Below are 19778 nucleotides of genomic sequence, written 5' to 3'. Positions count from 1 at the left end.
AATATGAAATCGTGCACAGACGCAAATTTGAGCCCGTGCGCTCTAGCCGTTATATCAACGCGTACAGCTCGCGAATTCTTCGATTGCACCTCCCACGCCACGATGACCGAGTCTAAACATTCACGGTTAAATGTTGGCGACTAGGGGCGATGACCTCGACGCGCGGCACTCCTTACCGCGAGCGCGCCGCGACTCAATCAGTTCATTTCGCTCGCCAGGCGATTCTCCAAGCGCTTGCGGGCCGTTTCAACGATGATGCGGCAGCCTTTTGCGTCAACGTAGGCGCCGTTGCCTTCTTTCGCTGCGCGCTGTTGGCGCCCCCACAAGTCGTTTACTTCGGGATGCGCGGCGATAGCGATGTCGCATGCCAGGCCTTCGATGGTGGTGAAACTGCCGCGCAGTTGGGCGACGACTTCAGGGTGATCGGTGAAGCGGTAGTTGTCGGCCGAGACGGCAGTTACGCTGTCGGCAAACACCACGTTCTTGCACTGCCCTGCTTCGCAGGACTGCCAACTCCAGCTGGTTCCGCCTGCCGTGTGGCCGGGAGTGCTGTGGGCGGTGACGGCAAGTGGGCCAAGCTTGACTACATCGCCATCGGCGACGCCGCGCACTTTTGCGGAGCCGGCGAAGTTCGACAGGCTGCCGAACTGCGGGTCAATTTTCGGCGAGACGCCGGTGCGTATGGCGTCGACGTTGGCGCTACCAGCCAGCACGGCGGCACCAGTCATCTTTTGTAGCGCGGAGATGCCGCCTGCGTGATCCTCATGCGAATGAGAACTGAGGATGTACTTTACGTCCTCCAGCTTGTAGCCCAGCGTACGGATATTGGCTGCGACGACTTCGGCGCCTTGGGCGGTGGTGCCATCGACAAGGATATGTCCTTGCGGCGACGTCACCAGGATGGCGCTGATGCCAGCGGTGCCAACGTAGTGAGTGTTGCCGTAGATGGTGAACGGCTTCTGCGGCGCACTCCAGTCACGGTCTTGTGCATTGGCGACGGTCGCGAAAGCGGCCAGGATGAGGGATGCGATAACCTTCATTTTTCTCCTTTGGTGGTGATGTACAGGCCGGAGTGCATTTGCGACCCACGGTCGCCACGCCGGTAGCTGCGGTAAATGTGTTCGCCGGCGGCATCGCGGGCGCAGCAGGTGCACCCGCCGACATGTTCGATTTCTTCAACGCCGGAGGTGCGCAACTGGTGTTCTGCGATGGCGCGTAGATCAAGGTGGCGGTACGCTGGCAACACGACGTCGCGCGGCAATGCGGCAAAGCGCTGCGCGAAATCCTCTGCCAGTTCTTCACTTATCTCGTAGCAGGATGCGCAAATCGTCGGACCGACAGCAGCTACGACAGGAGCGCCGTCCCCTATCGCGGCGAGTGCTGCGGGAATGATGCCGTCGTACAGGCCTCGCCAACCGGCATGGACTGCCGCGATCTGCGATCCATCACGGCGCGCCAGTAGCAACGGGATGCAATCGGCGGTGATGATGCTGACAGGGAGGCTGAGCGCCGCCGTATGGAAGCCATCGGCTTCACCGGCCTGTTGCAGCGGCTCGTGAATCGCTGCGATGCGGGTGCCGTGTACCTGGCGCTTGGTCGGCCTTGAATCCCATACGGGTAGCAGTTCAAGCGGAACGAGTACGGAGGCACTGCCGAAACCGTGCCGGATGCCAGGAATACTGCTTAACAGACTACTTGCGACCATATTAGCCTTTGTGTGACATTTGTCGCAATCATAGGTTGATCCGGGCCGATTTGCAAGCGTGCCATTCAACAGTGCGCCGCGCTAGTTAGTTCGGGTCAGTTTTTCGCAGTTGTGGCTGCCGGCCGCGAAGTACAAGGTGCCCACATAGCCCTCCATATAGGTATAGCGGGCCGAGTAACCCTGTTTGCAGAACACGGCTGTCCGTTCGTAGTCGGCCGGTACCTTCTGCCACCCTTGCCCAAGCAGGATGGTATCCGTCTGTTGCGTCGGGATATCCGAGCCGCCAAGATACGTACTTGCCACCCATCGCTGTTTGCCGGCAATTGAGACTTTTGGACAGATGCCATCGGTGTAAAGGCCGGCACAGAAATTCTCCAGCGACCGCGTCACGAAGGCTTTTGCATCGTGACCAAGCGCGGGTTTATTCAATGCTGGCTCGGGGAAAAAGGCGAGGTAGGACCAGATGACGACAAAAATGGTGAACAACGTGATTGTCGCTTTATGCAGTAACGGCATTTGAACGGATAGCAGGCCAAAGCAGCAAATTATACTTTGCCGGCGCCGGCCGCAAAGACCGACGCATTGCTGCTCACCAATGACGCCTTACCCGGAATTTGCGCTGACACGACAAGGTCTTCCGATTTTCGGTCAATGGGTGGAATTTGCCCAGAAAAGCCTGTATCCTCTTGCCTTCCACGTTGTCAGCGCAACAAGACTTCTTATTCAAAAGCACTGATTGTCAACCTCACACGACTCGAAAATGCATATCACTCGATTCAAAGCCGTCGGCCGCACCGCCATTCTTTCTGCACTCTGCGCAACCGCTATCGCCCCAGTCGCATCGGCATCCACCACGGAAGGTCCGTTCACTATTAAATCGGTCATCGTCGGGGGCTATGGCGCTCACATAGAGGTCACGCCAGCGCCTGCCGGATGCACCGCTGACTGGTCGGGCACTCAATTCGTCATCATCAAAGAGTCCCCCCTTTACAAGGAACTGCTCGCTGGCTTTCTGGCGGCCCAAGCCCAAGGCAAAACTGTGCTGATCTGGCATGACCAACAAGGTAATGGAAATTGTGGTTTCGGGAACCAGAAGTCAATCAATACCATTCAGATTAAGAACTAAGAAGAACCTCTGATCGCCCTCGCCTGCCTTCCACTTTGATAAAAAAAACGGCGCCCGCGTATGCGGAGCGCCGTTAAGGGCTGATCGATATTGTTTAGTTCCAGTCGCCGCCCAGGGAACGGATCAGGGCGACGGTGGTCACCGCGCGGTCGCCGCGCAGCTGGACTGCGCTGCGTTCGACGGCTGCCAGGTTGCGCTGGGCATCCAGCAGGTCCAGGTAGCTGGAACGGCCGGCGTCATACAGCTTCTGCGCCAGGTCGGCAGAGCGGCGTGCCGATACCAGGGCTTCGTCGATCTGCGCGGTCTGGCCGCCCAGGATGCGCAGGCCTGCCAGGTTGTCTTCCACCTCGGCGAAGGCGCCCAACACGGTCTGCCGGTAGCCCGCAACCGATTCTTCCAGGGCTGCTTCGCTGCGCTTGACGTTGTTGCTGTTGCGGCCGCCGTCGATCAAGGGCATCGACAGCAAGGCGCCCAGCACCCACGAGCGGCTGCTCCACTTGAACACGTCGCTGAAATGGCCGGCAGCGCCGCCGCCATTGGCGGTGATGTTCAGCGCCGGGAACATGGCGGAACGGGCTACGCCGATACGGGCGTTCGACGCTTCCATCGCCTTCTGTGCGGCAGCGATGTCAGGACGGCGTTCCAGCAGCGCAGATGGCACGCCGGTCGGGATCGCAGGCAGCAGCGTCGAATCCAGCAGCGGGCTGTTGCCCGCCGTGTAGGCTGCCGCCGGCTTGCCCAGCAGGACCGCCAGCGCATGCTCGGTGGTGGCGCGGCGGCGTTGCAGGCCGATCGCTTCGGAGCGGGTGGTCGACAACTCAGTCTTGGCGCGGGAGAGGTCGAATTCACCGATGTCGCCCAGGTCGAAACGACGCTGGTTGACCTTTACACTCTCTTCACGCAAACGGACCGTCTGCTCCACAGTCGCCAATTCGGCGTCCGTGGCGCGCAGGCGGAAATAGGTCTGTGCCACGTCGGCTTGCAGCGACAGCAGGACGGAGCGGTAATTCGCTTCCACCTGCGCGGCGTCGCCACGGGCCGCGGCCACATTGCTCGATACGCGGCCGAACAGGTCCACTTCATAGCTCGCCGTCAGGTTCGCGTTGTAAGTGGTCTGCGGCGCAATGTCGGTACTGGCCGGCACGCCGAGCGACAGCGCCGAATTGCGGGCACGCTGGGCGCCAACGCCCACGCCGATTTGCGGAATGCGGTCCGCTTCGGCGATGCCGGCGATGGCGCGTGCCTGCTTGACGCGGGCGGCCGCCACGGCCAGGTTGGCGTTGTTGCGGGTCGCTTCGGCGATCAGCTCATTCAGGGCCGGGTCGCTGAAAGCCAGCCACCACTCGCCGCGCGGCTGGCGCTCGGCGTTCTGGGCAGGCTTCCAGCTGGTGCCGTCTTCGGCAGTCATCACCTGCGGCTCCTTGAAGGCGGCCGGGGTGTCGACTTGCGGTTGCTTGAATTCAGGCGCGGCGCATGCCGTCAGCAGCAGCGCTGCCAGCAGCGGGGCGACGCCCTTGGCAATCATACTTTTCATATTAGTGGGTCCCTTCCAGTTGCGGGGCAGCGTCGGCTGCCGGGGATTTCTTCTCAAGGCGCTTGGCCAGGGTGCGCAGCAGGACGTAGAACACCGGCGTCAGGAACAGGCCGAAGAAGGTCACGCCCAGCATGCCGGCGAACACCGCCACACCCATTGCATGACGCATTTCAGCACCTGCACCAACCGAGAACACCAGCGGTACCACACCCATGATGAAGGCGATCGACGTCATCAGGATCGGGCGCAGACGCAGGCGGCAGGCTTCCAGCGCCGCTTCAAGGATGGTGCGGCCGTGGTCTTCCAGCTCCCGCGCAAATTCCACGATCAGGATCGCGTTCTTCGACGCCAACCCGACCAGCACGAACAAGGCAATCTGCGTGAACACGTTGTTGTCGCCGCCGGTCAACTTGACGCCGATCAGGGCGCACAGGATCGACATCGGCACGATCAGGATCACGGCCAGCGGCAGGGTCCAGCTTTCGTACTGGGCAGCCAGCACCAGGAACACCAGCAGCACGCACAGCGGGAACACGTAGATCATGGTGTTACCGGCCAGGATTTCCTGGTAGGTCAGCTCGGTCCATTCATAGCCCATGCCTTTCGGCAGGGTCGCCTTGGTGATTTCTTCCAGCGCAGCCTGGGCCTGGCCGGACGAGAAGCCTGGAGCCGGAGCGCCGTTGATCTCGGCCGAGACGTAGGCGTTGTAGCGTTCCACGCGGTCAGGGCCGTAGCTGTCTTTCACGCGCATCAGCGACGACAGAGGGATCATCTCGCCTTTGCTGTTGCGGACTTTCAGCTGCGCGATCTGCTCGGCCTGCGAACGGAACGGGGCATCAGCCTGCACGCGCACCTGGTAGGTACGGCCAAACTGGTTGAAGTCGTTCACGTACAGCGAACCGAGGTTGATCTGCAAGGTCTGGTAGATGGTCTGCAGCGGCACGCCAAGTTGCTTGGCCTTGGCGCGGTCGATGTCCGCGAACAGCTGCGGAACATTGATCTGGAAGCTGGAGAACACACCGGCCAGGCGCTTGTCGCCCCACGCCTTCATCTGGATTTCCTGCACGGTTTTGTAAAGCGCGTCGTAGCCTGCGTTGTTGCGGTCTTCGATCATCATCTTGAAGCCGCCGGTGGTACCCAGGCCGTTGACTGGCGGCGGCGGGAACACCATCACGAACGCATCCTGCACGGCGCCCATGCGCTTGTTGATCTCCGCTGCGATGGCCGCACCCGATTGGGACGGGTCGGTACGCTCGTGGAATGGCTTCAGCGTGGTGAACACGATACCGGCGTTCGGCGCATTGGTGAAGCCGTTGATCGACAGGCCCGGGAAGGCAACCGAAGCGTCCACGCCAGGAATTTCCTTGGCGATGTCGGACATCTTGCGGATCACCTGCTCGGTGCGTTCCAGCGATGCGGCGTCAGGCAATTGGGCGAAGCCCACCAGGTATTGCTTGTCCTGGCCCGGCACGAAGCCGCTCGGCACGACCTTGAACATGATGCCTGCGGCGGCAGCCAGCACCAGATACACCACGATGGATGCGGACTTGCGCTTCAGCACGCCTTGCACGCCGGTTTCATAGCTGTGCGAAGCGCGGTTGAAGAAGCGGTTGAACCAGGCGAAGAAGCGGCCGAAGATCTTGTCCATCACGCGGGTCAGCGCGTCTTTCGGTGCATCGTGAGGACGCAGCAGCGATGCCGACAGGGCCGGCGCCAGGGTCAGCGAGCACAGTGCCGAAATGACGGTCGAAATGGCGATGGTCAGTGCGAACTGGCGGTAGAACTGGCCGGTCAGGCCGGACACGAAGGCGATCGGCACGAACACGGCGCACAGCACCAGGGCGATAGCGATAATCGGGCCCGACACTTCCTTCATGGCCTGGATGGTCGCATCGCGGGCCGACAGGCCGTTGGCGATATTCCGCTCGACGTTCTCCACCACCACGATCGCATCGTCGACCACGATACCGATGGCCAGCACAAGGCCGAACAGCGACAGCGTATTGATCGAGAAGCCGAAGCCAATCATCACCGCGAAGGTGCCGACGATCGATACAGGCACCGCCAGCAGCGGAATGATCGATGCGCGCCAGGTCTGCAGGAAGATGATCACCACGATCACCACCAGTGCCACTGCTTCCAGCAGGGTGTGGATCACGGACTTGATCGACTCGCGCACGAACTGGGTCGGGTCGTACACGATGTCGTAGGCCACGCCTTCAGGGAAGTCCTTCTTCAGTTCCTCCATCTTGGCGCGCACGTTGGCGGACAACTCCAGCGCATTGCTGTTAGGTGCTTCGAAGATACCCAGGCCCACTGCGGAATGGTTGTTCAGCAGCGAACGCAGCGAGTAGCTGTTCGAGCCCATTTCAATACGGGCCACGTCCTTCAGGCGGGTCAGCGCGCCGTCTTCATTGGTCTTGACGATGATGTCGCCAAATTCCTCGACGGAGCTCAAACGGCCCTGGGTGTTGACGGTCAGCTGGAAGTCGGCCGACTTGGAAGGCGCAGCGCCCACCACACCGGCAGCCACCTGCACGTTCTGCTCGCGGATCGCATCGACCACGTCGGACGCGGTCATGTTGCGGCCAGCGACCTTCTGCGGGTCGAGCCAGACGCGCATGGCGTAGTCGCCGGCGCCGAAGATCTGCACGTCGCCCATGCCTGGAATACGGGCCAGCTGGTCTTTTACGTTCAGCACGCCGTAGTTGCGCAGGTACAGGTCGTCGTAGCGGCCGTTCGGCGACAGCAGGTGGACCACCATCGTCAGGTTCGGCGAAGACTTCACCGTGGTCACGCCGATCTGGCGCACCTCTTCCGGCAGGCGCGGCAAGGCGCGCTGCACGCGATTCTGCACCGCGGTTTCAGCCTTGTCGACGTCGGTGCCGATCTTGAAGGTCACGGTCAGCATCAGCGCGCCATCGGAGGTGTTTTGCGAGGACATGTACAGCATGTTCTCGACACCGTTGATCTGCTCTTCGAGCGGAGCGGCGACGGTTTCCGCAATCACTTTCGGGTTCGCGCCCGGGTAGACGGCGCGCACCACGACGGATGGCGGCACCACTTCCGGGTATTCGGAGACGGGCAGCTTGAAGATCGAGATCAAGCCCGCTACGAAGACAATGATCGATAGAACCGCCGCGAAGATCGGTTTATCGACAAAGAAGCGTGAAAAATTCATGGATTATTCCTTGGTTTTCTTGGCATCGGCGGCGGCCACTTTTTCTGCTGCCATCGGGTCAAAGGTCATGTCGACCATTTGCGGCGTGATCGGCGCACCAGGGCGCACGCGCTGCAGGCCGTTGACGACGATCTTTTCGCCTGCTTTCAGGCCGTTGCGTACCACGCGCAGGCCGTCGACGTTCGGACCCAGCACCACAGGGCGGTATTCCGCCTTGTTTCCGGCGCCGACCACGTAGACGAACTTGCGATCCTGGTCGGTGCTGACGGCGCGATCGTTGATCAGCACCGTTTGCTGGGTGGCGGTGCCGCCGTCCAGCTGGACGCGGGCGAACAGGCCGGGCACCAGCGCGCGGTCCTTGTTGTCGAAGGTGGCGCGCATGCGCACGGAGCCGGTGCGGGTATCGAGCTGGTTGTCGACGAATTCCAGCTTGCCCTCATGCGGGAAGCCAGCTTCGTTGGCCAGGCCGACCTTCACGGTCACCGGCTGGCCCTTGTAGGCCTGGCCGCCGACGCGCAGGAACGTGTCTTCGTCGCCGTCGAAGCTGGCGTAGATCTTGTCCAGCGAAACCACGCTGGTCAGCACGGCGCTCTGGTCTACCAGGTTGCCGAGGGTGATCTCCGCCTTCGACACGCGGCCGTTGATCGGCGACGTCACCTGGGTGTAGGACAGGTTCAGGCGCGCTGCTTCGGCGGCCGAAGCGGCGGCGCGGGCGGTTGCGTCCAGCTCCTTCAATGCCGAAGCGCGTTCGTCGAATTCGCGCTGGGCGATCGCTTTATCGGCCAGCAGCTTTTCGGCACGGGCCAGCTCCAGCTTGGCCAGGTCGGCCTTGGCCTTGGCCGAATTGGCTGCGGCGTCGGCGCGGCTGGCTTCAGCCTGGAATGGACGCGGATCGATCACGAACAGCACGTCCCCTTTTTTCACCTCGCTGCCAGGCTTGAAGTTCACCGCGGTGATGAAGCCGCTGACGCGTGGACGGATCTCCACGTGGTCGATGGCTTCCAGGCGGCCGGAGAATTCCTGGGTTTCGGCGACGGACTTCTGCACCACGACGGCTGCCGAAACCGGCGGACCGCCCGCTGCAGGGCCCTGGCTTTCGGCCGGCTTGCTATTGGCGCTGCAACCGGACAGGATGGCCGCCGCCAGCCCGCCCATCGCCAATGCGGCAACCAGCGGCCGCACAAGAGTGGACATTTGATTCATCTTTTTCATTGTTAACCTCTTGGGGGTGAAAATTAGTGGGAAATTTGAGCAAAAAGGGGCCCATGTGCCTCGCAGGCACTTTTTTCTGAACTTCTGTTTTATTGATACAGCCTTACACTGCGGGTGTTTCCGGCCCGTCGATGGCGCCGATAAAACTGGCCATCTCTCTCAGTGCAAAGCCCCTGCACGCGCATTCATTCCTGGCTCCCGGCTCCTGCAATGGCGCCGGTGGCATGCGTCTGACTGTTGTCTTTACTCCGCAGGCGATCAGTTTCGCCCCGTATTGTTCTGCTTCATCCCGTAAGGGGTCGTCCTCGGCCGACAGGATCAGGGCCGGCGGCAAATTCTTCAATCGGCTCGATTGCAGCGGCGACGCGTAAGGGTGGGCGCGGTCGGCGGCATTCGGCAGGTAGCCGCGATAGGCGGCGGCGCAGTTATTTGCTACCTTCATCTGGTCCGGACAGTTCGGCAGCTCGCGCATCGAACAGGTGGACAGGCCGGGATCGAGCATCGGCATGATCAGGATCTGCCCTGCCAGGGCCGGGCCGCCGCGGTCGCGCGCCATCAGCGCCGACACGGCTGCCAGGTTGGCGCCTGCCTCGATGCCGGCGGTCAGCAGCTGCTTCCCGCTCCAGGCCAGCTTGGCCTTGTTCTTCTTGGCCCAGGCCAGCACGGCGTGGGCATCTTCCACCGCTGCCGGAAACGGGCTGACGGTGGCCAGGGTGTAATTAGTGGCCAGGATCACGTGGCCAGGATTGCACGCGACCAGGTGGCGCAGGAATTCGTCCGCCTCCTCCAGGTCGCCGGCTACAAAGCCGCCACCGTGGAAGAAAACGATCAGCGCATCGCGCTTGGCGGACGAATTCCCGGCCAGGTACAGGCGTGCGGCGAGCGGCCCCTGGGCCCCGCGCACTTCGAGTTCGCGGATCTTCAGGTCCGCCGGCGCCTGCGCCGTCATTCTTTCGCCTCCGAGCTGGCCGAAGCCAGCAAGGTGCGCGCCGGCGCCGCGCCAAAGCCGACTTGCGCGCCGTACGAGTATTCGTCGGTATACAGGACGCCTGCCAGGGCGATCGCGCCCAGCGCCAGCGATACCATTGCAAAGAATCCATCCCGGTTACTCATGACTGCTCCTTTCCTGTGTTACCGAAAGCCACTTTAAACTTTCCCACCGCGGGAGGGTCAAGGGCTTTTTCATGCTGCAATACGGTAATAATAAACTTCCACTAGAATAAGAAAAATACATTAATGTTGAATTGATTGTTCAGAATCTCGAACAATGAAGGTGGACTCATGAATAAGCTCCAAGCAATGGAAGTGTTCGTACAGGTGGTCGACGCCGGAGGCTTCACGCGCGCCTCGGAAACCCTGCAGCTGCCCAAGGCGACCGTTTCCACCCTGGTGGCCAGCCTCGAATCGGCGCTGTCGGTCAAGCTGCTGCACCGGACCACGCGCCACGTTTCCGTCACCGCCGACGGTGCTGCCTACTACGAAAGATGCCTGCGCATCCTGGCCGACGTGAAGGATGCCGAGGAGTCGCTGTCGCGCACCCGACTGAGCCCGAGCGGCCGGCTGCGGGTCGACGCGCCGACCGGGCTCGCGAACGAAATCCTGGTGCCATCCCTGCCCTCCTTCTTTGAACAATACCCCGATATCCAGCTGGAACTCGGTTGCAGCGACCGTCCGGTCGATTTGATCGAGGAAGGCGTCGATTGTGCAGTGCGGGGTGGCCAGTTGGCCGATTCCACCCTGATTGCGCGACGCGTCGGCCTGCTCAATTTTGTGACCTGCGCGGCGCCCTCCTACCTGGAGCGCTTCGGCACGCCCACCCACCCGCGCGACCTGGAACGGCACCGTTGCGTGAACTATTTCTCGTCCAAGACTGGCAAAATATACAACTGGGACTACACGCGCGACGGCGAGCGCATTGAAATGATGCTGCCGGGCGTGGTGGCACTGAACGATTCGAACGCCTACCTGCAAGCCGGGCTGGCGGGCCTGGGCATCATCATGATGACGGATGTACAACTGGGGAGCCACGGCAGGGACGGCCGCCTGGTGCGCGTGCTGGAGGACTGGGTCACCGATCCCCTGCCGATCCACGTGGTGTACCCGCAAAACCGTCACCTGTCGGCCAAGGTGCGGGTGTTCGTTGAATGGGTGGCGGACCTGATGGCCAGCCATCCCCAAATGCGGCTGCGTCCTTTGGCCGCTTCCCTCCCTGTGGAGCTGACTGTATGACCGAACGACTCGTTTTCCTGGACCGCGACAGCATCATTGCCGACATCCGGCGTCCATCGTTTGCCCACGAATGGGCCGAACATCCCGCTTCCACGGCCGCAGAGGCGATCGAACGCCTGCGTGGCGCCACCATCGCCATCACCAACAAGGTGCCGCTACGAGCCGAAGCGCTGGCCGCCCTGCCCGGCCTCAAAATGATCGCGGTGGCGGCCACCGGCACCGACATCATCGACCTGGCGGCGGCGCGCGAGCGCGGCATCGTGGTGTCGAATATTCAGGGCTACGCCCATGCCTCGGTGCCGGAACATGCCTTCGCCCTGATCCTGGCGCTGCGCCGCCAGTTGCTGGCCTACCGCGCCGACGTCGAAGCGGGCCTGTGGGAGAAATCGCCGCGCTTCTGCCTGTTCCATCATCCCATCCGCGACCTGCACGGCAGCCGCCTGGGCTTGCTGGGCTACGGTGACCTGGGCAAGCAAGTCGCGCACCTTGGCCGCGCCTTCGGCATGGAAGTGGTCGTGCATACCCGCACCCCGGCCGACGACCCGAACGTGCGCAACGTGAGCTGGGACGTACTGCTGGAGACATCCGACGTATTGAGCCTGCACGCGCCGCTGACCGATGCCACCCGCAATATCATCGGCGCGGCCGAACTGGAACGGATGAAGCCCAGCGCCATCCTGGTCAATACCGCGCGCGGCGGCCTGGTGGACGAAGCAGCGCTGGCCGATGCCCTGCAGCGTGGCGTGATCGCCGGCGCCGGGTTTGACGTGCTGACGAAAGAGCCGCCGGTGCCCGACAATCCGCTGCTGCGCCTGCGCCTGCCGAATTTCCTGCTCACGCCCCATTCCGCCTGGGCCAGCGGCCAGGCCATGCAGGGCCTGGCCGACCAGCTGATCGACAATATAGAAGCCTTCATTGCGGGCCGCCCGGCCAATCGCGTCGCATGAAACGCGCGCGCGCCAAGGCGGGAATCGGCACCTACCTTGCCGTCGCTTTCTGCGCGCTGGCAATCGCCATGGGAGCGATATTGGCCGCCGTCATCGCACGCACGGCCGGCAACCAGGTCAAGGCCGATATTGGCAGCGCCCTGTCCGACCTGGCGCAGCAAGCCGCCGACAAGCTGGATCGCAATATGTTCGAGCGCTACCGCGAGGTGCAGTTGCTGGCGCAGCGTCCCGACATGGGCGCCGCCGCGGCGCCAGCGGCGCGCCGCGCCACCCTGGAGCAGCACCAGCACAGCTACCCCCACTATGCCTGGATCGGCGTCACCGGCCGCAGCGGCCGCGTGCTGGCCGCCACCGGCTCCCTGCTGGAAAATATCGACGTCAGTGAACGCCCCTGGTACCGCAACGCCCAGGCCGGGACCTTCGTCGGCGACGTGCACGATGCCGTCATGCTGGCCAAGCTGTTGCCGGCACCCGATTCGCAAACACAGCGCTTCGTCGACCTGGCCTTCCCGCTGGCCGACGGCAGCGGCATCCTGGGCGCCCACCTGTCATGGCAATGGGCGCGCGAACTTGAACGCTCGGTGATTGAACCGGCAAGCGCACACCGCCAAGTGCAGGCCCTCATCGTCGACCGGCGGGGCACGGTCTTGCTGGGGCCACCGGACTTGCTGGGCAGGAGCCTGCCGCCGCCAAGCCAGGGTAACGGCTACCTGGTGGAACGCTGGTCCGATGGCGTCGAATATCTGGTCGGCTATGCGCGCACGCGCGGCCACGCTGCCTATCCGGGCCTGGGCTGGACGGTGCTGGTGCGCCAGACTGTCAACACTGCCTGGGCGCCGGTACGGGCCTTGCAGAAACGCGCCCTGTGGCTGGGCGTGGCGATGGCAGCCCTGTTCCCGCTGCTCGCCTTCCCTCTTGCCCGCCGCATTGCGCGTCCATTGAGCGAACTGGCCGACGCAGCCGACCATATCCGCCGCGGCGCGGCCGCCGAATTGCCGCTGCTCGCCCCCTACGCCGAGGTGCAGGCGCTGTCGCGCACCCTCAATTCCCTGGTCTCCAACCTGGAAGGCCGCGTCAGCGCCCGCACCAGCCAGTTGCGCGATGCCATGCAGCGCATCGCCGCCATTATCGAAACCGCCCAGGATGCCTTCATCGCTGTCGGTCCGGACGGCCATATCACCGACTGGAACCCCGCCGCCCAGCACATGTTCGGCTGGTCGCGCGAGGAAGCTGTAGGCAAGAGCTATATCGACCTGATGGTGCCGCAGCGTTTCCGTGCGCAACAGGAGGCCGCGCTGGCGGCCGCCGGCGGCAGTGAGGCGCCCGCTTTCGGCCGCCATGTGCAACGCACCCTGATCCGGCGCAACGGCGATGAGCTGACCGTGGAGGCCAGCATCAGCCGCCCGGCCAACGGCCTGTTCTGCGTCTTCCTGCACGATATCTCGGAACGCCGCCAGGTGGAAGAGATGAAGAACGAGTTCATCGCCACCGTTTCGCACGAGCTGCGCACGCCGATGACGTCGATCCGCGCCTCGCTGTCCATGTTGGTCGACGGCGGCGCCGGCGAACTGCCGCCGGACGTGCAGCACCTGGTCAATATCGCTTACCAGAGCAGCGAACGCCTGGTGCGCCTGGTGAACGACATCCTCGATATCGAGAAAATCGAAGCCGGCAAGATGGCATTTCGCAGCGACGAACTGGAGATCGCAACACTGCTGGACGAAGCCATCGACGCGGTGCGCGGCAGCGCGGCCCAGCGCCCGGTAGCGCTGGAACGTGCGGGCAGCGGTCGCGGCTTGCGCGTGCGCGGCGACCATGACCGCCTGGTGCAGTTGCTGGTCAACCTGCTGTCCAACGCCATCAAGTATTCGCCCCAATACAATTCCGTGACCCTGGCCTGCAGTCAAGTGCCGGCAGGTATCAGGCTAGCGGTCAGCGACAACGGCCCGGGGATTCCGGAAGCATTCCAGGCGCGCGTCTTCGCAAAATTCGCCCAGGCCGACAGTTCCGACTCGCGCCTGAAAGGCGGCACCGGCCTGGGGCTGGCGATCTGCCGTGCCATCGCAGAACAGCATGGCGGCACCATAGGCTTCGACACGGAAGAAGGCCGCGGCACGACCTTCCATGTGACCCTGCCCGCCCTTTAACTGATGTCGCGCTGCCAGTCGGCCTTGCGGGTCATCACGCCCCACCTGGCCTCCTCGCGGATCGCCCATTTGTACAAGCCGACCAGCCGCCACCAGCTGTTGATCTGCCGGTAGCCGAAGTTCTCGGCGACGACGACTGCCGCCAGGATCAGCAGATGGCTGGGGCGCGGATAAAGGTGGAAGGAAATTTCCTCCAGCAGCAGGCCGAAGGCCGACACGAGGATCCCCAGCCCGATCGCGAGGAACAGGAAGATCCCGAACGATTCCCAGGACACCCAGCCCTGCCACGAGGCGACCGCCATGAAGATATAGCCGAACAGCTCGACGAAGGGCCCCAGCCACTCGAACAGCACGAAGAACGGGAAAGCCAGCCAGCCCGCCACGCCGCCATGGCGGCTGAACATCAGGCCCCAGTTGGTGGTAAGGCTCTCCGACAGGCCGCGCGACCAGCGGATGCGCTGGTTGCGCAGCTGCTTGCGGTCTTCCGGCGCTTCCGTCCAGCACACCGGGTCGGGCACGAATTCGATCTTGTACGGCACGCCGCGGGCGCGCAGCTTGCGGTGCATGCGCACCACCAGTTCCATGTCTTCGCCAATCGCCTTCGGGTTGTAGCCGCCGACGGCCACCACCGTGTCCTTGCGGAACAGGCCGAAAGCGCCGGAGATGATCAGCATGCCGTTGATCACCGACCAGCCCATGCGGCCGAACATGAAGGCGCGCAGATACTCGACCACCTGGAACAGCGCCCACGGATTTTTCGGCATGCCGACGCGGGTCAGGAAGCCGCCGCGCACTTCGCAGCCGTTGGCAATGCGCACCGTGCCGCCGGTCGCCACCATGAGCGGGTCGCCGAGGAACGGGCGCACCAGCCGCTGCAGGCTGTCGCGCTGCAGGATCGAATCTGCGTCGACGCAGCAGAACAGCGGATAGCGCGCCGCATTGATGCCGGCATTGGTCGAATCGGCCTTGCCGCCATTGACCTTGTCCACCACGCGCAGGTTCGGGAAGCGCGTGGAACGGTAGATGCCAAGCACCGGCCTGGTCTCAAGCTGGATGCGATAAGCCTCCGGGAAAGGCACCAGGCCGAATTCGTCGATCATGACCTGCAGGGTGCGGTCGGTGGAGCCGTCATTGATCACAACGACTTCCATTTCCGAATAGGAAAGCTGCAGCATCGAGCGGATCGAGGTGACGATGGTTGCTTCCTCGTTATAGGCCGGCACGATCATACTGATCGGCGGCTCCAGCGCCGAATATACCTGCGGCAGGTCGTCCAGGATCGCTTCCTGCGAACGCCGGCGCAGCGCATACATCGCCAGGAAATTCAGCATCAGGTAGCCGACGTTCAGCAGCACGAAGTACACCAGCACGCTGATCGAGATAATCTGGATGAAAAGCGGATTGGGCGTCATGCGGCCTCCTGTTCCGCCGTCACCTGCGCAATCATGTCGGCTGCGTAGCGGTCGCCGGCATTGCGCAATTCGGCCAGCTCCTCCCTTGTCAGGAAGGGTAATGCCAGCAGGGCCTGCGCCGCGCGATAGCGTACCCACCACTGCGGATCCGACAGCAAGGACCGGAAACGCGCCACGTCGCTGCGGTCCCCCATTTCACCCAGCGCACGGACTGCCTGCAGGCGCACGCGCCAATCTTCGCTGGCCAGGTGCCGGCGCACTTCGTCCACCACGCCGGGCACATGCGCCATGCGCAACGCGGCCAGCACGACTTCCTGTTCTTTGCTGGCGAGGTAGCCGCGCAACTGGGCCTGCGGCAGGTGCATGCGCAAGGCTGCCACCAGGCGCAGCGCTTGCGGCAGCTCGGTCGGCGTCACGCGCGCCAGGGCCTCCGCCAGCACCGGCTGCCATTCGGCGCGCGCATTTTGCAGGATGTTGGCCAACTGGGACAGCGGCCAGTCGTCGCGCCGCAACAGCAATGGCGCCATTTCATGCGCCGCCCGCGCGGCATCGGTTTGCACCATGGCCCACAGTGCGTGAACAGAGGAAGCACTGTCGGCGCTGTGCGCGGTACGGGCCAGCGCCGCCCAGGATTCCTTGTCGCGCATATGCCCGAGCGCCAGGATCGCCAGCAGCCTCTCGGCTCGGTTGCCGCCCGCCAGCAACCCTCTCGCCTGTTCGTCGCAACCCAGGCGGCGCGCAATGCCGTTCAGGCCTTCGCTTGCTTCGCCGCGCACCGCCTGCTGCAAATGCAGCCACAGCTTCATGAACAGCAGGCCGTCGCGCTGGGGCAGTTCGGGCAGGTTGCCCACCGGTTCGCCCGCAATGGCGGCATTCAGCAAAGGGCGCCATTTCAGGGTGAGCTCCTGCTCGCGGCGCTGCATGCGGCGCATCGACAGGCGCAGCCAGATGATCTGCAGCCCGACCAGTACGGTCAACGCCAGCGCGCCGGCACCGGTCCAGAATGCGACCTGGAGGTAGACATCAGAAGGCAGCCTGTAATCCAAGATTGACCCCGTTGCGCACGTAGAAGTCGCCCTGGCGCGTAGATGCCAGGGCATAAGTAACGGCCCAACGCTGGTCAAACCAGTGCCGCCCCACCAGGGCGGCCGACTGCACGCTGGTCAGGCGCGTGGTACCGGCGATATTTGCTGCTTCCTTGCCCACTGCAAAAGACAATCCGACCGTGCTGCGGTCGCTGTAGTAATAGCTGCCGCGCAGCTCGCCGCTGTGCGCTGTCGTACCGAAGGCGCGCGCCGCGCGCCATGCGCCGGAAAAGCTGTAATTGCCGACATAGCGTTCCAGCATCAGCAGGCTCTGGTTGACGTGCACATCGTTGTAGCTGCTGCTGCGCCCTCCGCCATGCACCAGCCAGCCTTTGGCAAACTCGTACTGCAAGGTCGCGCCCAGGGCGTGGCGCGCCAGGATATGGTGCTCGCTGCTGGCGTTGCCGTCAACCGAGGCGGTCAGGCTGTCGGACAGCGGCATGTCGGTGCCGGCGCCGAACTGGGTTTCGCTGATGCCGAAGCGCTCGATGCGGGTGACGCCTGCGCCAAAGCCCAGCCGAGGCGCAAGCTGGTGGCGCACGGCCAGCGAAGTCTCATGCCAGTTCGATGCCGGCCCGCTCAGGTTGTCAATCCCGTGGCTGATTCCGATGGTGGTCTGGGCGGCAGCCGGCAAGGCAGCGCAAGCCAGTGCAGGGAGGATGGCGAACTTCATTGCTGATCCTTCAGGTGGCGCCGCACGCGCGCCAGCAATTCATTCGGCTGGAAGGGCTTGACGACATAATCGTTGGCCCCCGCGTCGAGCGCACGCACAATGTCTTTTTCGGTATGCTTGGCGGTCAGCATCACGATCGGCACTTCGGTCCAGCCTTCGCGCTGGCGAATGATGTGCACCAGTTCGAAACCGTCGATATAGGGAAGCATTACGTCCAGCAGCACCAGCGAAGGTGGCGTCGGGCTTGAGACGATGGCCTTGCGCGCCGCCAGGCCATCGGCGGCAAGAGTGGTCTGGTAGCCTTGCCGCTGCAGGATGAAGGTCAGGATTTGGCCGATATGTTCGTCGTCTTCGATTACCAGGATGGAGGTGTCGGGCATAGGTTCTCGGGCTTATTGCGCGTCGAATTCTGCGGCAGCCTTGGCCGACCACAGCGCCTCGTTGTAGGTAGCGAAGGGGATGTCGTAGCGTTCGACCGAGCCGTCCTCGCCGATGAAGTAGGTCCACCATCCCGCCGGGTCGGGAACCAGGGCAATGTCCTTTGGTTTGCAATGCTCGTGCAAGTCATCGCCGGCATCAAGCGTGATGATGCGGGTCTTTCGGTGTCGGATCAGCGTGGCCATGGCGCATTCTCCAGTCGGGTGATGCAGGCATTGTAATGCCGATTGCGCTCCGTTAGCCAAGCAACAGACGAAATCTGTTGCACATGGCAGTCTGCAGCGAGGAGGATCGCAGCCATGAACCAAGCAGCCACCCAGCAGCCCCTCAATCCCGGCGACGAAGCGGCGCCGGGAACACCCGGCAGCGGTGAAGGCATCTGCCCCGTCTGCAGCGGCTCCGGCAAGACGCCGGACGGCAAGCAATGCCCCAACTGCGGCGGCAGCGGACGCATTATCGAAGGGATCGGCGGCGGCTGAATGCTAACCCGCCCCCAGGCGCTGGCGCAGGAAGTCGATGAACAGCCGCGTGCGCGCCGGCAGGTGGCGCGTTTCTGTCAACGCATGCACCATGATCGGCTCCATATGCCAGTCCGGCAGCACGCGCTGCAGGCGGCCGGCCTGCACTTCCTGCTTCGCCAGCAGCGGGTCCAGCGCCGAAATGCACAGGCCATTGGCCGCAAACGACATGCTGAGCGCCGCGCTATTGGTGGCGTAGCGCGAGTGTGCCATCACCTCCACCACTTCCTCGCCGCGATACAGCTTGCGCCAGATATCGGGCAGCCGGCTGGAGAAGGAGCGGCCGCACATGGTGTGCTGCACCAGGTCGCAGGCGTGTTCCAGCGGCGGCATCCTGGCCAGGTAGACCGGTGAAGCGTACAGGTAGCGCGGCATCATCGCAATGCGCCGCACCACCAGCGTCGAAGGCGCGGTCGGCGGCTGGCCCATGCGGATCGCCACGTCAAAAGGTTCCGACTGCAGGTCCACGGTGCGCGACGAGATATCGAACTCCATCTTGATGTCGGGGTACATGTCGGCGAATTCCGTCAGCACCGGCGCCAGGTAGCCGACGCCGAAACTGGAAGTCATGGTCACGCGCAGGATGCCGGCGGGCTTTTCCGACCAGTCCAGCAGCGCCTCGTGGGCGCTCATGGCTTCTTCCACGATGCCCTGGCAGCGCTTGAAATAGGCTTCGCCGGCCTCGGTCAGTTCCACCTTGCGCGTCGAGCGGTGCAGCAGGCGCAGCCCGATGGACTTTTCCAGTTCCGCGATATTGCGCGACAGGGTGGAATTCGACATGTCCAGCGCCTCGGCCGCGGCGCGGAAACTCTTGCGCTTGGCGACCTCGACAAAAAGGCGCATATGGTGCAGCCTATCCATTCATTGCTCCATTTTTGGGATACTCAATTCAATTATAAGCATTTATCCCAACAATGAAACAGTTCACAATGCGCTTACTTAGACCTTTAGTAGAAAGGAAACGCAAATGAACAACAAGGAACCCAACCTTTTTGATGAACTGTGCAAGCTGCTGGCCGGCCTGGTTTTCAGGGCACGGACATGACGCGGGTCAGCGCTGCTTGAGGACTTCCTTGCGGAACCAATCGTCGAGCATTTGCTTTTCGTGGCCGTACAGGTCGCGGTCGTAGCTGTTTGTGCCCATCAGGTAGCCGGGGTCGGACAGCTTGCTTTCGCCACTGCTGATGACCTTGCCATCCTGCTCGATGCTGTAGCGCAGGTGCATGCGCGGCCAGTCGGCCTGGCCTTTCAGTACCCGGATGTCGCGCACGGCGACGCGGGGAAATTCATCGCCGGCCAGGTCGATGTCGAGAAAATCGACTTTCAGCACCTGCCCTGCCGGCAGTTTTTCCGACAGCTGCGCGAGGTGTTCGCGGAACAGGAACTGCATGTCTTCGCGCTTCTGGAAGTCGTGCGGCACGTCGGTCATCTTGCCGATATCGACAAAACTGACGGTGGCGGCGGCAAAGGCGCTGGCCGAAGCGAGCAGCAGGACGGCGGCGCCGGTGGCATGGGTGAGCTGGTTCATGCCTGAAGTATATGCCGCAAACGGCAAAAAGGAAAAAGGGTCC

General features: G+C 63.0%; 20 protein-coding genes. 5 read left to right on the top strand and 15 right to left on the bottom strand.

Translation table 11 applies throughout. The annotated features are described in order from the left end of the window. Positions 1–197: 197 nt before the first annotated feature. From blaSMB to ACN9MU_RS15100, 3 genes are all read right to left on the bottom strand, one after another. A complete protein-coding gene (gene blaSMB / locus ACN9MU_RS15110) occupies positions 198–1040 on the bottom strand; it encodes an SMB-1 family subclass B3 metallo-beta-lactamase (protein WP_426344809.1) in 843 nt (280 codons plus the stop codon). Continuing rightward, positions 1037–1705 (bottom strand): polyphenol oxidase family protein, encoded by a 669-nt coding sequence (locus tag ACN9MU_RS15105; RefSeq protein WP_426337566.1) that lies wholly within the window; start codon positions 1703–1705, stop codon positions 1037–1039. Before ACN9MU_RS15105 ends, blaSMB begins: the two co-directional genes overlap by 4 nt. Before the next feature lie 81 nt (positions 1706–1786). Then, a complete protein-coding gene (locus ACN9MU_RS15100; protein WP_426323349.1) occupies positions 1787–2221 on the bottom strand; it encodes a hypothetical protein in 435 nt (144 codons plus the stop codon). Between the two features lie 244 nt (positions 2222–2465). On the opposite strand from ACN9MU_RS15100, the gene ACN9MU_RS15095 reads away from it, so the two are divergent. Further along, entirely contained in the window at positions 2466–2831 is a 366-nt protein-coding gene (locus tag ACN9MU_RS15095) for a hypothetical protein (RefSeq protein ID WP_426337565.1), read from the top strand. Between the two features lie 94 nt (positions 2832–2925). Here ACN9MU_RS15095 and ACN9MU_RS15090 read toward each other — a convergent pair whose 3' ends face one another. The 5 genes from ACN9MU_RS15090 to ACN9MU_RS15070 form a co-directional block, all read right to left on the bottom strand. After that, positions 2926–4365, bottom strand: a complete 1440-nt coding sequence (locus tag ACN9MU_RS15090) for an efflux transporter outer membrane subunit (protein WP_426344808.1) — start codon at positions 4363–4365, stop codon at positions 2926–2928. A gap of 1 nt (position 4366) precedes the next feature. Beyond that, positions 4367–7546 (bottom strand): efflux RND transporter permease subunit, encoded by a 3180-nt coding sequence (locus tag ACN9MU_RS15085; protein WP_426171788.1) that lies wholly within the window; start codon positions 7544–7546, stop codon positions 4367–4369. A gap of 3 nt (positions 7547–7549) precedes the next feature. Next, positions 7550–8758, bottom strand: coding sequence for an efflux RND transporter periplasmic adaptor subunit (locus tag ACN9MU_RS15080; RefSeq protein ID WP_426171786.1), 1209 nt, complete (start codon positions 8756–8758; stop codon positions 7550–7552). Positions 8759–8861: 103 nt separating this feature from the next. Next, positions 8862–9707: an alpha/beta hydrolase gene (locus ACN9MU_RS15075; RefSeq protein ID WP_426171784.1), complete on the bottom strand. Its 846-nt coding sequence runs from the start codon at positions 9705–9707 to the stop codon at positions 8862–8864. Then, on the bottom strand, positions 9704–9871 hold the full coding sequence (locus ACN9MU_RS15070; protein WP_426171783.1) for a hypothetical protein: 168 nt from the start codon (positions 9869–9871) through the stop codon (positions 9704–9706). The genes ACN9MU_RS15075 and ACN9MU_RS15070 overlap by 4 nt, the downstream gene beginning before the upstream one ends. A 168-nt stretch (positions 9872–10039) precedes the next feature. Between ACN9MU_RS15070 and ACN9MU_RS15065 the strand changes: the two genes are divergently transcribed. The 3 genes from ACN9MU_RS15065 to ACN9MU_RS15055 are packed head-to-tail and all read left to right on the top strand — an operon-like array spanning position 10040 to position 14081. Further along, positions 10040–10987, top strand: a complete 948-nt coding sequence (locus ACN9MU_RS15065; RefSeq protein WP_426171781.1) for a LysR substrate-binding domain-containing protein — start codon at positions 10040–10042, stop codon at positions 10985–10987. After that, positions 10984–11934 (top strand): D-2-hydroxyacid dehydrogenase, encoded by a 951-nt coding sequence (locus ACN9MU_RS15060; RefSeq protein WP_426337562.1) that lies wholly within the window; start codon positions 10984–10986, stop codon positions 11932–11934. Before ACN9MU_RS15065 ends, ACN9MU_RS15060 begins: the two co-directional genes overlap by 4 nt. Next, entirely contained in the window at positions 11931–14081 is a 2151-nt protein-coding gene (locus ACN9MU_RS15055) for an ATP-binding protein (RefSeq protein WP_426323338.1), read from the top strand. The genes ACN9MU_RS15060 and ACN9MU_RS15055 overlap by 4 nt, the downstream gene beginning before the upstream one ends. On the opposite strand, the gene ACN9MU_RS15050 is transcribed toward ACN9MU_RS15055, so the two are convergent. From ACN9MU_RS15050 to ACN9MU_RS15030, 5 genes are read right to left on the bottom strand one after another with little or no spacing between them, the layout of a single operon-like run. Further along, positions 14078–15493: a glycosyltransferase family 2 protein gene (locus ACN9MU_RS15050; protein ID WP_426337561.1), complete on the bottom strand. Its 1416-nt coding sequence runs from the start codon at positions 15491–15493 to the stop codon at positions 14078–14080. The two genes, ACN9MU_RS15055 and ACN9MU_RS15050, sit on opposite strands and share 4 nt — an antisense overlap. Continuing rightward, positions 15490–16539 (bottom strand): HEAT repeat domain-containing protein, encoded by a 1050-nt coding sequence (locus ACN9MU_RS15045; protein ID WP_426171775.1) that lies wholly within the window; start codon positions 16537–16539, stop codon positions 15490–15492. The genes ACN9MU_RS15050 and ACN9MU_RS15045 overlap by 4 nt, the downstream gene beginning before the upstream one ends. Continuing rightward, positions 16517–17251: a YaiO family outer membrane beta-barrel protein gene (locus tag ACN9MU_RS15040; protein WP_426337560.1), complete on the bottom strand. Its 735-nt coding sequence runs from the start codon at positions 17249–17251 to the stop codon at positions 16517–16519. Before ACN9MU_RS15040 ends, ACN9MU_RS15045 begins: the two co-directional genes overlap by 23 nt. Further along, on the bottom strand, positions 17248–17631 hold the full coding sequence (locus ACN9MU_RS15035) for a response regulator transcription factor (protein WP_426171772.1): 384 nt from the start codon (positions 17629–17631) through the stop codon (positions 17248–17250). The genes ACN9MU_RS15040 and ACN9MU_RS15035 overlap by 4 nt, the downstream gene beginning before the upstream one ends. 12 nt (positions 17632–17643) lie before the next feature. Further along, positions 17644–17874, bottom strand: coding sequence for a hypothetical protein (locus ACN9MU_RS15030; protein ID WP_426171771.1), 231 nt, complete (start codon positions 17872–17874; stop codon positions 17644–17646). Between the two features lie 114 nt (positions 17875–17988). On the opposite strand from ACN9MU_RS15030, the gene ACN9MU_RS15025 reads away from it, so the two are divergent. Next, positions 17989–18168: a hypothetical protein gene (locus ACN9MU_RS15025; RefSeq protein WP_426171769.1), complete on the top strand. Its 180-nt coding sequence runs from the start codon at positions 17989–17991 to the stop codon at positions 18166–18168. Positions 18169–18171: 3 nt separating this feature from the next. Here ACN9MU_RS15025 and ACN9MU_RS15020 read toward each other — a convergent pair whose 3' ends face one another. After that, entirely contained in the window at positions 18172–19068 is an 897-nt protein-coding gene (locus ACN9MU_RS15020; protein ID WP_426171768.1) for a LysR family transcriptional regulator, read from the bottom strand. A 190-nt stretch (positions 19069–19258) separates the two neighbouring features. Beyond that, the gene (locus ACN9MU_RS15015) at positions 19259–19735 is read right to left on the bottom strand and encodes a DUF3016 domain-containing protein (protein ID WP_426337559.1); all 477 of its coding nucleotides are present in this window, start codon (positions 19733–19735) and stop codon (positions 19259–19261) included. Between the last annotated feature and the right edge of the window lie 43 nt (positions 19736–19778).

Source organism: Pseudoduganella sp. R-32, from assembly GCF_049913245.1.
Classification (GTDB): Bacteria; Pseudomonadota; Gammaproteobacteria; order Burkholderiales; family Burkholderiaceae_D; genus Rugamonas.
Note: the sequence above shows the minus strand (reverse complement) of the source record. Positions and strands in the feature narration are given on the sequence as shown.

What these genes read in the sequence shown, in the direction of transcription:
- blaSMB (WP_426344809.1), bottom strand. Translation starts at nt 1,040, where the DNA reads ATGAAGGTTATCGCATCCCTCATCCTGGCCGCTTTCGCGACCGTCGCC.
- ACN9MU_RS15105 (WP_426337566.1), bottom strand. Translation starts at nt 1,705, where the DNA reads ATGGTCGCAAGTAGTCTGTTAAGCAGTATTCCTGGCATCCGGCACGGT.
- ACN9MU_RS15100 (WP_426323349.1), bottom strand. Translation starts at nt 2,221, where the DNA reads ATGCCGTTACTGCATAAAGCGACAATCACGTTGTTCACCATTTTTGTC.
- ACN9MU_RS15095 (WP_426337565.1), top strand. Translation starts at nt 2,466, where the DNA reads ATGCATATCACTCGATTCAAAGCCGTCGGCCGCACCGCCATTCTTTCT.
- ACN9MU_RS15090 (WP_426344808.1), bottom strand. Translation starts at nt 4,365, where the DNA reads ATGAAAAGTATGATTGCCAAGGGCGTCGCCCCGCTGCTGGCAGCGCTG.
- ACN9MU_RS15085 (WP_426171788.1), bottom strand. Translation starts at nt 7,546, where the DNA reads ATGAATTTTTCACGCTTCTTTGTCGATAAACCGATCTTCGCGGCGGTT.
- ACN9MU_RS15080 (WP_426171786.1), bottom strand. Translation starts at nt 8,758, where the DNA reads ATGAAAAAGATGAATCAAATGTCCACTCTTGTGCGGCCGCTGGTTGCC.
- ACN9MU_RS15075 (WP_426171784.1), bottom strand. Translation starts at nt 9,707, where the DNA reads ATGACGGCGCAGGCGCCGGCGGACCTGAAGATCCGCGAACTCGAAGTG.
- ACN9MU_RS15070 (WP_426171783.1), bottom strand. Translation starts at nt 9,871, where the DNA reads ATGAGTAACCGGGATGGATTCTTTGCAATGGTATCGCTGGCGCTGGGC.
- ACN9MU_RS15065 (WP_426171781.1), top strand. Translation starts at nt 10,040, where the DNA reads ATGAATAAGCTCCAAGCAATGGAAGTGTTCGTACAGGTGGTCGACGCC.
- ACN9MU_RS15060 (WP_426337562.1), top strand. Translation starts at nt 10,984, where the DNA reads ATGACCGAACGACTCGTTTTCCTGGACCGCGACAGCATCATTGCCGAC.
- ACN9MU_RS15055 (WP_426323338.1), top strand. Translation starts at nt 11,931, where the DNA reads ATGAAACGCGCGCGCGCCAAGGCGGGAATCGGCACCTACCTTGCCGTC.
- ACN9MU_RS15050 (WP_426337561.1), bottom strand. Translation starts at nt 15,493, where the DNA reads ATGACGCCCAATCCGCTTTTCATCCAGATTATCTCGATCAGCGTGCTG.
- ACN9MU_RS15040 (WP_426337560.1), bottom strand. Translation starts at nt 17,251, where the DNA reads ATGAAGTTCGCCATCCTCCCTGCACTGGCTTGCGCTGCCTTGCCGGCT.
- ACN9MU_RS15035 (WP_426171772.1), bottom strand. Translation starts at nt 17,631, where the DNA reads ATGCCCGACACCTCCATCCTGGTAATCGAAGACGACGAACATATCGGC.
- ACN9MU_RS15030 (WP_426171771.1), bottom strand. Translation starts at nt 17,874, where the DNA reads ATGGCCACGCTGATCCGACACCGAAAGACCCGCATCATCACGCTTGAT.
- ACN9MU_RS15025 (WP_426171769.1), top strand. Translation starts at nt 17,989, where the DNA reads ATGAACCAAGCAGCCACCCAGCAGCCCCTCAATCCCGGCGACGAAGCG.
- ACN9MU_RS15020 (WP_426171768.1), bottom strand. Translation starts at nt 19,068, where the DNA reads ATGGATAGGCTGCACCATATGCGCCTTTTTGTCGAGGTCGCCAAGCGC.
- ACN9MU_RS15015 (WP_426337559.1), bottom strand. Translation starts at nt 19,735, where the DNA reads ATGAACCAGCTCACCCATGCCACCGGCGCCGCCGTCCTGCTGCTCGCT.